Source organism: Streptococcus pneumoniae (genome assembly GCF_001457635.1).
Lineage (GTDB): Bacteria > Bacillota > Bacilli > Lactobacillales > Streptococcaceae > Streptococcus > Streptococcus pneumoniae.
This window is the reverse complement of sequence record NZ_LN831051.1, coordinates 784607-797171: the sequence shown is the minus strand read 5'-3', so window position 1 is coordinate 797171 and position 12565 is coordinate 784607. Positions and strand designations below refer to the sequence as shown.

Annotated in this window: 7 protein-coding genes and 1 tRNA gene; 3 read left to right on the top strand and 5 right to left on the bottom strand. The window is 42.5% G+C overall.

Annotated elements, in window-relative coordinates:
- Position 1: 1 nt before the first annotated feature.
- On the top strand, positions 2-634 hold the full coding sequence (locus AT689_RS04245; RefSeq protein WP_000571420.1) for an ABC transporter ATP-binding protein: 633 nt from the start codon (positions 2-4) through the stop codon (positions 632-634).
- A 140-nt stretch (positions 635-774) separates the two neighbouring features.
- Positions 775-1053, top strand: coding sequence for a hypothetical protein (locus AT689_RS13660; protein WP_000712971.1), 279 nt, complete (start codon positions 775-777; stop codon positions 1051-1053).
- Positions 1054-1561: 508 nt separating this feature from the next.
- Here the strand turns inward: AT689_RS13660 and ndk are convergent.
- From ndk to rpoB, 3 genes are all read right to left on the bottom strand, one after another.
- Complete coding sequence (gene ndk, locus AT689_RS04235; RefSeq protein WP_000438290.1) at positions 1562-1975, bottom strand: nucleoside-diphosphate kinase; 414 nt, start codon at positions 1973-1975, stop codon at positions 1562-1564.
- 110 nt (positions 1976-2085) lie between these two features.
- Entirely contained in the window at positions 2086-5763 is a 3678-nt protein-coding gene (gene rpoC / locus AT689_RS04230) for a DNA-directed RNA polymerase subunit beta' (protein ID WP_000228788.1), read from the bottom strand.
- A 32-nt stretch (positions 5764-5795) separates the two neighbouring features.
- Positions 5796-9407: a DNA-directed RNA polymerase subunit beta gene (gene rpoB / locus AT689_RS04225; protein ID WP_000907145.1), complete on the bottom strand. Its 3612-nt coding sequence runs from the start codon at positions 9405-9407 to the stop codon at positions 5796-5798.
- Positions 9408-9822: 415 nt separating this feature from the next.
- Here rpoB and AT689_RS04220 point away from each other — a divergent pair.
- Positions 9823-9893 (top strand) — tRNA-Cys (locus AT689_RS04220).
- Positions 9894-10090: 197 nt separating this feature from the next.
- Here the strand turns inward: AT689_RS04220 and AT689_RS04215 are convergent.
- Both AT689_RS04215 and endA read right to left on the bottom strand, forming a co-directional pair.
- Entirely contained in the window at positions 10091-11422 is a 1332-nt protein-coding gene (locus AT689_RS04215; protein ID WP_000390039.1) for a hemolysin family protein, read from the bottom strand.
- A 290-nt stretch (positions 11423-11712) separates the two neighbouring features.
- Positions 11713-12537 carry a DNA-entry nuclease EndA gene (gene endA, locus AT689_RS04210; RefSeq protein ID WP_001036790.1) on the bottom strand — a complete coding sequence of 275 codons (825 nt, stop codon included), beginning with the start codon at positions 12535-12537 and terminating at the stop codon, positions 11713-11715.
- Positions 12538-12565 lie beyond the last annotated feature (28 nt).

Genomic DNA, 12565 nt, shown 5'->3' with positions numbered 1-12565 from the left:
TATGATTGAACTTAAACAGGTGAGTAAATCTTTTGGAGAACGAGAGTTATTTTCGAATCTTTCAATGACATTTGAGGCTGGAAAAGTCTATGCCTTAATTGGTTCAAGTGGTAGCGGAAAAACAACCTTGATGAACATGATTGGGAAATTAGAACCTTATGATGGGACGATTTTTTACCGAGGTAAAGACTTGGCCAATTATAAATCGAGTGATTTTTTCCGTCACGAATTGGGCTACCTCTTCCAGAACTTTGGCTTAATTGAAAACCAAAGTATTGAAGAAAACCTTAAGCTAGGTCTCATTGGTCAAAAGTTGAGTCGGTCGGAACAGCGGTTGAGGCAGAAGCAGGCTTTAGAACAGGTCGGCCTGACTTATCTTGACCTAGATAAGCGCATCTTTGAGTTATCGGGCGGAGAATCGCAACGGGTTGCCTTGGCAAAAGTTATCTTAAAGAATCCACCCTTTATTCTGGCAGATGAGCCAACAGCTTCAATAGACCCAGCAACTTCTCAGTTGATTATGGAGATTTTGCTATCTCTTCGAGATGATAATAGGCTAATCATTATCGCAACACATAATCCAGCAATTTGGGAGATGGCTGATGAAGTGTTCACGATGGATCGTCTGAAATAAAAATCCTTGTTTTTAATTGCACGATGAGTTACTGAAATATTATCATGAATCAATAATTGGAGTTAATTTAGAATTGTACTTTATTAATATTGAGGTAACTTTTTCTTGATAAAGGAAGAAATAGTGGAGAGGAAGTTAGAATGAAAAAATTCGACAATTATATTGTTGAGAAGCCTTGCGATTCTAATTCAGATAAACTGCAAAAAATCTTAATAATTGAAAATTTGGTAGATGATATTTTGCAATTTCCTCTCAGAATCAATAATAGTGTAGGAGAGATTTTCCTCCTACAACCGTTTCAAAAGAAAACTATCTTTATTCCATGTTATTTTGAGGAAGATATTGTGAAAGTCAAAGATGATGATAAAGTTGAGTGGAATTTGTTAGAATTTCAAAAATTTAGAGCATTTTTGGCTTAGTAATCTGTGTTGAAGGCTCAAAACCTATGGTAAAAAAGTCGCTTTGAAAACGTATTGCCTCCAAAGATTTAGTTAAATAATGATTTAACACAAAAAGAAATTATTGAAGTTCTGGAAAGATGTTGTTTCAGTATTGAGAAAAGGTGGGAAAAACTTGCGATTTTCACAGAGAAAGGAAGAAAAAGTATAGAAATATAGTCAATTGAAACAAGAACAGGACAAAAGAACCTTTTGTGCCATATTTTTCTCCTTTCGCTTTACAATTGGCTTGAACACCTTTATTGTATCGCGTTTGGAGTTTTTTTGGTATAACCTTCGACGCGCACCCGCATAGCGGGTGTTTTTTTGTCTCGCACCTAACGGAGCGAGACGAACTAATAGTCACTTAATCAAAAAACGCACCATATCAAAAACTAAAAAGTTTGATATCATGCGTCATGTCTTAAACTAATTGACTATACTTTCTATTCAAATGAGCTTTTAACCAATTGATTGAGCCAATCCACTCTTAAAACCAAAGAGCAATTTCTCGCTTAGCTGACTCTTCTGAATCTGAACCATGTACAACATTTTGGATAACCTCATTTTCTCCAGCAGCTTTTGCAAAATCACCTCGAATAGTGCCTGGTAAAGCTTCTTCTGGACGAGTTGCACCCATCATGGTCCGCCAAGTTTCGATTACTTTGGGACCAGAAATGACACCCACAAGAACTGGACCTGAAGTCATGAATTCACGAATCGGTGGGTAAAAACTCTGACCAACCAAGTCCTGATAGTGCTGGTCAATCAACTCTTCTGAAACTTGTGAACGAAACTCCAATTTTTCGATTGTAAATCCACGTTGTTCGATGCGCTTTAACACTTCACCCACTAGCCCTCTTTTTACACCATCTGGTTTGATGATAAAGAATGTTTGTTCCATACCCGTCTCCTTTGTCAGCTTCTTTCTTTTATTTTACCACATTTCGTGGAAAAATGGAGAAAGTTTTCAGAATAGAGAATGAGAGAACCCGAGGGTTCTCTCATTCTCTATTATTCTACTGTTTCTTCCACAGTTTCAACGGCAGTATCCACAACTACTTCTGTTGTTTCTTCATTTCCTTCTTCCTCTACTGGAGGATTAAGGTATTCTTCTTCGTTGACAGCATATGGTTCAAGGTTACGGTAACGGGCCATACCAGTACCAGCTGGGATGATCTTACCGATGATAACATTTTCTTTAAGTCCAAGGAGATGGTCTTTCTTACCACGGATAGCTGCGTCAGTAAGGACACGAGTTGTTTCCTGGAAGGAAGCCGCTGACAAGAAACTGTTTGTTTCAAGTGAGGCTTTGGTAATTCCCATAAGGACTGGGCGACCTGTCGCTGGAACTCCACCTGCGATAAGGACATCTTTGTTGGCATCTGTAAAGTCATTGATATCCATGAGGGTACCCATGAGAAGATCTGTATCACCTGGATCCATGACACGGACTTTACGGATCATTTGACGAACCATTACCTCGATGTGTTTGTCACCGATTTCTACCCCTTGGCTACGGTAAACTTTTTGTACTTCACCGAGAAGGTACGTTTCAACTGACAAGACATCACGAACTGCAAGGAGACGTTTTGGTTGGATAGAACCTTCTGTCAGAGCAGCACCACGCGCTACTTGGCCCCCAACTTCGACACGCATACGAGCTGTAAATGGAACGACATATTCACCTTCGCCAGTTTCACCCTTAACAAAGACTTTCTTGGTACGAGTTGATGCATCTTCTTCGATAGCAGTAACTTGTCCTTTAACCTCTGTGATAACCGCTTCCCCTTTAGGATTGCGGGCTTCAAAGATTTCTTGGACACGAGGAAGACCCTGAGTGATATCGGTATTTGAGGCAACCCCACCTGTGTGGAAGGTACGCATTGTAAGCTGTGTACCAGGTTCCCCGATAGATTGGGCAGCAATGGTACCAACTGCTTCACCAACTTCAACCGCATCACCAGTCGCCAAGTTGATACCGTAACAGTGACGGCAGACACCGTGACGAGTGTTACATGTAAATACAGAACGGATAGTCACTTCTTCCACACCAGCATTGACAATTTCACGCGCCTTGTCTTCTGTAATCAATTCATTTGGACCAATAATCACTGCACCAGTTTCTGGATGTTTAACAGTTTTCTTAGTGTAACGACCGTTGAGACGCTCTTCGAGAGACTCGATCATCTCTTTTCCTTCTGCGATAGAACGGATCAAGAGACCACGGTCAGTTCCACAGTCGTCCTCACGGATGATAACGTCTTGGGCAACGTCGACCAAACGACGAGTCAAGTAACCTGAGTCGGCTGTCTTAAGGGCCGTATCGGTCATACCTTTACGAGCACCGTGAGTTGAGAAGAACATTTCCAATACCGACAAACCTTCGCGGAAGTTTGAAAGGATTGGCAATTCCATGATACGTCCATTCGGAGCAGCCATCAGACCACGCATACCGGCAAGCTGTGAGAAGTTTGAGATGTTACCACGGGCTCCAGAGTCCATCATCATAACGATTGGGTTCTTAGGATCTTGGTTAGCAATCAAGCGTTTCTCAAGTTTTTCACGGGCAGCACGCCATTCAGCTGTAACAGCATTGTAACGCTCGTCGTCTGTGATCATACCACGACGGAATTGTTTGGTGATTTGTTCGACACGTTTGTGTGATTCTTCAATGATTTCAGTCTTGTCATCAACGACTGGGATATCGGCAATACCCACTGTCAATCCTGCAAGAGTTGAGTGGTGGTAACCGAGGTTCTTCATGCGGTCAAGTAGGGCAGAAGTTTCTGTCGTACGGAAACGTTTGAAGATTTCAGCGATGATATTTCCAAGGTTTTTCTTCTTGAATGGAGGGTTGAGCTCAAGATTGCTGATAGCTTCCTTGATATCTCCACCAAGTGGCAAGAAGTATTTAGCTGGAACACCTTCTGTCAAGTTGGCATTGTTTGGTTCTTGCAAGTATGGTAGCCCCTCTGGCATGATATCGTTGAAGAGAATTTTACCAACTGTTGTAAGCAAGACCTTATGTCTTTGCTCTTCTGTCCAAGGCTTGTTGAGGCTGTCTGTTGCGATACCAACACGTGAGTGGAGGTGAACATAACCATTGCGGTAAGCCATAACCGCTTCGTCACGGTCTTTGAAGACCATTCCTTCACCTTCGCGACCAGCTTCTTCCATGGTCAAGTAGTAGTTACCCAAAACCATGTCCTGAGATGGAGTAACTACCGGTTTCCCATCTTTCGGGTTCAAGATGTGCTCAGCAGCTAGCATGAGGATACGAGCTTCTGCTTGTGCTTCTTCTGAAAGTGGTACGTGGATGGCCATTTGGTCCCCGTCAAAGTCGGCATTGTAGGCTTCACAGACAAGTGGGTGCAAGCGAAGAGCCTTACCATCAATTAAGACTGGCTCGAAGGCTTGGATACCCAAACGGTGAAGGGTCGGTGCGCGGTTCAAAAGCACTGGGTGTTCTTTAATCACTTCTTCAAGGATATCCCAGATACGCTCATCTCCGCGTTCCACCAAGCGTTTAGCTGCTTTGACGTTTTGCACGATATCACGGGCAACGATTTCACGCATGACAAATGGTTTAAAGAGTTCAATCGCCATTTCACGTGGCACACCACATTGGTACATCTTAAGAGTTGGACCAACGGCGATAACGGAACGTCCTGAGAAGTCAACACGTTTACCGAGCAAGTTTTGACGGAAGCGTCCTTGTTTACCTTTAAGCATGTGGCTCAATGATTTCAATGGACGGCTACCTGGTCCTGTGATTGGACGACCACGACGACCATTGTCAATCAAAGCGTCAACTGCTTCTTGAAGCATACGTTTCTCATTTTGAACGATGATACCTGGTGCATTTAACTCAAGCAAACGAGCCAAACGGTTGTTACGGTTGATAACACGGCGGTAAAGGTCATTCAAGTCAGATGAGGCAAAACGGCCACCATCCAACTGCAACATTGGACGAAGATCTGGTGGGATAACCGGAAGGATGTTAAGAATCATCCATTCAGGTTTGTTTCCAGACTTGTAAAAGGCATCCAAAACATCCAAACGACGGATGGCTTTGACACGTTTTTGTCCAGTAGCTGTTTTCAATTCTTCTTTGAGTTCAGCAATTTCTTTTTCAAGATCTACTTGCTTCAAAAGGTCTTGGATGGCTTCCGCACCCATCTTGGCAACAAATGAACCATAACCATATTCGCGCAAGCGCTCTCGGTATTCGCGCTCTGTCATGATAGACTTGTGCTCAAGTGGTGTATCCTTAGGATCAATCACCACATAAGCCGCAAAGTAGATAACTTCCTCGAGGGCACGAGGGCTCATATCAAGGGTCAAGCCCATACGGCTTGGAATCCCCTTGAAGTACCAGATGTGAGATACAGGAGCTTTCAATTCGATATGTCCCATACGCTCACGACGAACTTTCGTACGCGTTACTTCAACCCCACAGCGGTCACAAACAATTCCTCTGTAACGAATGCGTTTGTACTTACCACAAGCACATTCCCAGTCTTTTGTAGGACCAAAGATCACTTCATCAAAGAGTCCTTCACGTTCTGGTTTCAAGGTACGATAATTGATTGTTTCAGTTTTTTTGACTTCTCCATAAGACCATGAACGGACTTTACTTGGAGAAGCTAGGGTGATTTGCATACTTTTAAAACGATTTACATCAACCACTATTTCTTCCCTTTCTATTCTAAGTGAACTGCTTATTCTTGTTCAGCAGCTTCTTCTGTTGCTTCCGCTTTTGTTGCTTTCTCAGCTTCTTCAGCTTCAAAGGCTGCTTTAGCCTCTTGGGCTGCTTTTTCGCGGGCTTTTTCAAGGTCATCTACGTGGATGACATCTTCGTCCATTCCTTCATCCAAGTCGCGAAGTTCCACTTCTTGGTCATCTTCGTCTAGGACACGCATGTCAAGACCAAGAGATTGCAATTCTTTGACAAGAACTCGGAAGGATTCTGGAACACCTGGTTTTGGAATTGGTTTGCCTTTTGTAATAGCTTCATAGGCTTTCAAACGTCCGTTGATATCGTCCGACTTGTAAGTCAAGATTTCTTGAAGGACATTTGACGCACCGTAGGCTTCAAGAGCCCAAACCTCCATCTCACCGAAACGTTGTCCACCAAACTGAGCCTTACCTCCGAGTGGTTGTTGGGTAACAGTTGAGTATGGTCCGACTGAACGCGCGTGCAATTTATCATCAACCATGTGGTGGAGTTTGATCATGTACATGACTCCGACAGAAACACGGTTATCAAACGGTTCACCAGTACGTCCATCGTAAAGGATCGTTTTGGCATCGCTATCCATACCTGCTTCTTTAACAGTTGACCAAAGATCTTCAGAACTTGCTCCATCAAAGACTGGTGTCGCGATGTGAATACCAAGAGTACGAGCTGCCATACCAAGGTGAAGCTCCATAACCTGACCGATATTCATACGTGATGGTACCCCAAGTGGGTTCAACATGATGTCGACTGGAGTTCCGTCTGGAAGGTAAGGCATGTCTTCTACAGGAACGATACGAGAGACAACCCCTTTGTTTCCGTGACGTCCGGCCATTTTATCTCCGACCTTAATCTTACGTTTTTGAGCGATGTAAACACGAACCAACATGTTAACACCTGATTGCAACTCATCTCCATTTACACGTGTAAAGATCTTAACATCACGAACGACACCATCGGCACCGTGTGGTACACGAAGAGAAGTATCACGCACTTCACGAGACTTGTCTCCAAAGATAGCGTGCAAGAGACGTTCTTCAGCTGAAAGATCTTTCTCACCCTTAGGTGTTACTTTACCTACAAGAATATCACCTTCTTTAACCTCAGCACCAATACGGATAATCCCCATTTCGTCAAGGTCTTTGAGGGCATCTTCACCAACGTTTGGAATTTCGCGAGTGATTTCTTCAGGCCCAAGCTTTGTATCGCGCGTTTCTGATTCGTATTCTTCAAGGTGAACAGATGTGTAGACATCGTCCTTCACCAAGCGTTCGCTCATGATAACGGCATCCTCGAAGTTGTAACCTTCCCAAGTCATGTAGGCAACGATTGGGTTTTGTCCAAGCGCCATTTCTCCATTTTCCATAGAAGGTCCGTCAGCGATGAAATCGCCTTTTTCAACGACATCACCAACTTTTACGAGAGTGCGTTGGTTGTAAGCAGTACCTGAGTTTGAACGACGGAATTTTTGGATGTGGTAAACATCCAATGAACCATCTTCACGACGAACTTCTACCTTGTCAGCATCTGCGTAAGTAACTTTACCATCATACTGAGCAATCACAGCCGCACCAGAATCGTGGGCTGCTTGGTATTCCATACCAGTACCAACGTAAGGTGCCTGAGGATTAATCAATGGCACAGCCTGACGTTGCATATTGGCTCCCATGAGGGCACGGTTGGAGTCATCGTTTTCCAAGAAAGGAATACATGCTGTCGCAACGGCAACTACCTGTTTTGGTGAAACGTCCATGTAGTCAACAATATTAGCTGGATACTCTTGGTTGACCCCTTGGTGACGTCCCATGACAATCTTCTCAGCAAAGGTTCCATCTTCATTCAGACGAGAGTTAGCCTGAGCTACAGTATATTCATCTTCTTCATCAGCTGTCAACCAAACAATTTCGTTCGTGACAACACCTGTTTCACGGTCAACCTTACGGTATGGTGTTTGAACAAAACCATATTTGTTCAAGTGTCCGTAAGATGACAAGTTATTGATCAAACCGATGTTAGGTCCTTCAGGTGTCTCGATTGGACACATACGACCATAGTGAGTGTAGTGCACGTCACGTACTTCATATCCGGCACGGTCACGAGTCAAACCACCAGGTCCTAAGGCTGACAAACGGCGTTTGTGAGACAACTCAGAAAGCGGGTTGTGTTGGTCCATGAACTGTGACAACTGTGATGAACCAAAGAATTCTTTAACTGCAGCTGTTACAGGACGGATATTGATAATTTGTTGTGGTGTCAAGACTTCATTGTCCTGAACAGACATACGTTCACGGACATTACGTTCCATACGAGAAAGTCCCAAACGTACTTGGTTGGCAAGCAATTCACCAACCGCACGGATACGACGATTTCCAAGGTGGTCGATATCATCTACACGGCCAAGTCCTTCAGCCAAGTTGAGGAAGTAGCTCATCTCAGCAAGGATATCTGCAGGAGTCACCGTACGAACCTTGTCATCTGGGTTAGCATTACCAATGATCGTTACGACGCGATCTGGATCAGTTGGAGCAACAACCTTGAATTTTTGAAGAACAACAGGCTCAGTCACAACGGCTGCATCGTTTGGGATGTAGACAATCTTGTTCAAGTCGCCATCCAAATGGCTTTCAATGCTTTCAATCACGCTACGAGTCATAATCGTACCAGCTTCTACCAAGATTTCTCCAGTTTCAGGGTCTACCAATGGCTCTGCAATGGTTTGGTTGAGCAAACGTGTTTTAACATTGAGTTTTTTATTGATTTTGTAACGACCAACTGCTGCCAAGTCATAGCGACGTGGGTCAAAGAAGCGAGCCACAAGCAAGCTACGTGAGCTTTCAGCCGTCTTAGGCTCACCTGGACGAAGGCGTTCGTAAATTTCTTTCAAGGCTTCGTCTGTACGAGAGTCCATTGGATTCTTGTGGATATCTTTTTCAACAGTGTTGCGAACCAATTCGCTGTCACCAAAAATATCAAAGATTTCATCATCACCTGAGAAACCAAGAGCACGAACCAAGGTTGTAAATGGAATCTTACGAGTACGGTCGATACGAGTGTAGGTGATATCTTTTGAGTCGCTTTCAAGTTCCAACCAAGCTCCACGGTTAGGGATAACAGTTGAACCATAGCCCACCTTACCATTTTTGTCTACTTTGTCGTTAAAGTAAACACCTGGTGAGCGGACCAACTGAGAAACGATAATACGTTCACCACCATTGATGATGAAAGTACCCATTTCTGTCATGATTGGGAAATCACCAAAGAAAACTTCTTGGGTCTTGATTTCGCCTGTTTCTTTATTGATCAAGCGGAAGGTTACAAAAATTGGTGCTGAGTAGCTAGCATCGTGAATACGAGCTTCTTCTAGCGTGTATTTTGGTTCCTTGATTTCATATCCAACAAATTCCAACTCCATTGTGTCTGTGAAGTTTGAAATTGGCAATACATCTTCAAACACTTCCTTAAGACCGTGGTCTAGGAAAGCTTTGAATGAGTCAGTTTGAATTTCAATCAAATTTGGTAAGTCAAGAACTTCTTTGATTCTTGAAAAACTACGACGGGTACGATGTTTCCCGTATTGAACGTCATGTCCTGCCAAGATGATTCTCCTTTGTAAATAAGTTCCAAGCCTTGTCAATCAGGCTTTTCTAATCGCCATATGGTTGTAAACCCCTTATCACCGTGTCCTCTTGACGAATTTTCAGAATCTTTAAGCCTCTGTTACAAATGCTCAAAATCTTGAAAAAAAGCACAAAAAGAGCAGCTAAATCTGACTTTTTCAGAAGATTTAACTGCTGTGAGCCTTGTCTGGACAATATTTCAGACAAAACCTACGACAAATGATTACCCATATTATACCCTATTTAGCTAGATTTTTCAAGGGGATTCAGTAGGTTTTTGGTAATTTTTTTCCCATAGAAAACTTGGCATCACATTCGAATCACGCTATGGTACAAAAAACTGAAAAAACTATTGACTGAAAATCATTTTCAAGGTATAATAATAAACGTTAAGGCGGTATAGCCAAGTGGTAAGGCACGGCTCTGCAAAAGCTTGATCGTCGGTTCAAATCCGTCTACCGCCTTCTATAACTTGATTTATCAGGTTTCAAATGAACAGAAAGCCCAATTTGAAGGGCTTTTTTTATTTTCCCTCGAATAAATACGTATAACTTTAAAAACTTTTGGAGCGAGTTTGTGGCAGAGTTCTTTCCATGGCATAATTCCCTTTTGAAATCAATTGAAAAAAGCTTCGTCACGCCTGGTGACAAAAGCCTCTAGTTTATTCTGTTTCTTCTTCTATTTCGACTTCTGTGATTTGGACTTTTACCTTGGTAACACGTCCATTCTTCACTTTATCATTGGTTAAGATAAACTGTTTGTTTTGGCTGACCAATTCATAGCTGAGTTTCTCAGTCGTTGGAATGGTTCCCACTCCTGTCAAATAATAACCAGCGATGGTATCAACGTCATCACTTTCCAGTTCAACATCAAAGTAATTATTGAAATCATTGAGGGTCATAGTTCCTTGAACAATGTAGGTATCCTCGCCAATCTGATGAACATCTATTGCTGCTTTGTCCGTTTCATCATCAATTTCACCAACAATTTCCTCTAAGAGGTCTTCCAAAGTCACCAAACCAGCCATACCACCGTATTCATCCAGCAAGATTGCCATTTGTCTTTGGGTATTTCGCAATTCTTTTAGCAAGTCATCCACAAAAATAGTTTCAGGTACAAAAAGTGGATCTTGTAAAATTCTCTTCCAAACAATATTGTCAAAACCGTCCACAAAGCCTGCCTTAAGGAGACTCTTGGTGTGAATGATTCCAATTACATTGTCCTTATCCCCATCATAAACCGGGATACGAGAATAATTTTGTTTTAAAATACTTTGGATAATGGCTTGACTATCATCCTGAATATCCACCATAAAGGCATCCGTTCGAGGAACCATAACCTCTCGTGCCATCAGTTCATCGAGCGAAAAGACACCTTGTAGCATCTCAATCTCATCAGCATCCAATGTTTCTTCACTATTTGTCAGCATATAGGCAATTTCATCACGGGTCATCTTTTCATCCGCATCATCGAATGACATAGGAGTCAAATGGCTCAAGAAATTGGTCGAAGCAGCTAAAAGCCAAACAAAAGGACTGACTAGTTTTCCGATCCCAATGATAATCGGCGCTGTACGAATTGCCAAGGCATCCTTTAGATTAAGAGCGATTCTCTTAGGATATAATTCCCCAAAAACGATGGAAATATAGGTCAAAAATGCCAAGGATAGAAAAGTTGCCACGGCTTGTGCTGTTTCGCCATTCCCAAGCCAAGAGGCAATCACACGTCCTAGAGTATCAGTTAAACTCGCCCCTGATAAGATTGTAATCAGGGTGATTCCTACCTGAATGGTTGATAAAAAGTGGTTAGGATTTTCTAGTACCTTCAGCAGGCGGATGTAGCGTCTGTCTCCTTCTTCCGCCTTTTGTTCAACTCGGGCACGATTAAGAGAAACCATGGCCATTTCTGTGGCTGAGAAAAAGGCATTTAATACCGTCAAGATAAACAATAAAACAAATTGTAGCAACAAATTCTGACTACTTGGGTCTTCCATAGTTCTTCTCCTAAAATAGTATCTTATCCTTTATTATATCACAAAATTTAATCCAATACATATTATTTTTTTCTTAGCGTAACTTCCATCTCTCTCCCAAAACTGGAAGTTAGTCTAAGACGGATTTCCACTGATTTCACGCGTTTTTCTCATACTAAAAGCTAGGTTGTGGGAAACTGGAAGTTAGTTTTAGAAGTTACTATTTTTTCTTAGTACCTGTTCTAGCCCTGCTTAAACTAGTAAAAAGAACTCCTACATCCATAAGTGACATAGGAGTTTAGGCTTATCTTTTACTGAGTTACAGTTACTTCTCCAGTTCGGTAATCCAGTTGAAGTCCCTTTTGAACATTGGGAACTAGAACATTGAATTCCAATTCTCCATCCGAAGACTTGGCTTCAATCTGTGAAGCTGAGGGAACTAAATCCTCGTTTGAAGCGTAGTAAAGGGTTACACGGTAACGGACACGCTTGTTTTGGTCCAAGGCTTTACGCACCTTGCTTTCATAGTAGTTTTGACCAGTCGAATACTCGGCTTGTGCCTGATTTGCCCAGGCTGTCTGAACAGCAATGTTTTTAGGATTGCTTGTTGAGGCATCAAAACCATCCAAACCACCGATTAAGGCATAGCCTAACAAATGACCTCTATCGACTGCATGGGTATAAGAGCCCTTTAGATTCTTGACCTGATGCCAACCTGGAGGAGTCCAAGAAGTTGAACCATTCCCAGTTTCTTTACGATTCTTATACTGACGAGTGGCCTTAGACAAGAGGGCATTAGCTACGGTTGGAACAGTTTCCTTACCCACTGTCTTTGTTTTATTGTCAGCGTAGGGCTTACTTGAAACCTTGGCATCTAGATTTGTTTTATTACCATTGACGATAAAAGCACCTGAGCCATTCCACTCCAGACTCCCCTTTATTTGACTCTTGACTGCGTCTGTTAAGACACTCTCTGCCAATGCTTGACTAGGAGCTTCAGGCGCTTGTTTTTTCTGACTAAGCTTGGTTTTAGGACTATTAGCTGTCGACTGCATCTGCTTGATATAATAGCTCCCTGTAGACAAAAGCAATAACACTAGCAGTCCGATTAGTGTCTGTCTTGTTTTTTTGTTCATATTTCTCCTTATCTTTAGAAAAAGGCTG

Coding starts and splice junctions, on each gene's coding strand:
- AT689_RS04245 (WP_000571420.1), top strand. CDS start 2: ATGATTGAACTTAAACAGGTGAGTAAATCTTTTGGAGAACGAGAGTTA.
- AT689_RS13660 (WP_000712971.1), top strand. CDS start 775: ATGAAAAAATTCGACAATTATATTGTTGAGAAGCCTTGCGATTCTAAT.
- ndk (WP_000438290.1), bottom strand. CDS start 1,975: ATGGAACAAACATTCTTTATCATCAAACCAGATGGTGTAAAAAGAGGG.
- AT689_RS04215 (WP_000390039.1), bottom strand. CDS start 11,422: ATGGAAGACCCAAGTAGTCAGAATTTGTTGCTACAATTTGTTTTATTG.
- endA (WP_001036790.1), bottom strand. CDS start 12,537: ATGAACAAAAAAACAAGACAGACACTAATCGGACTGCTAGTGTTATTG.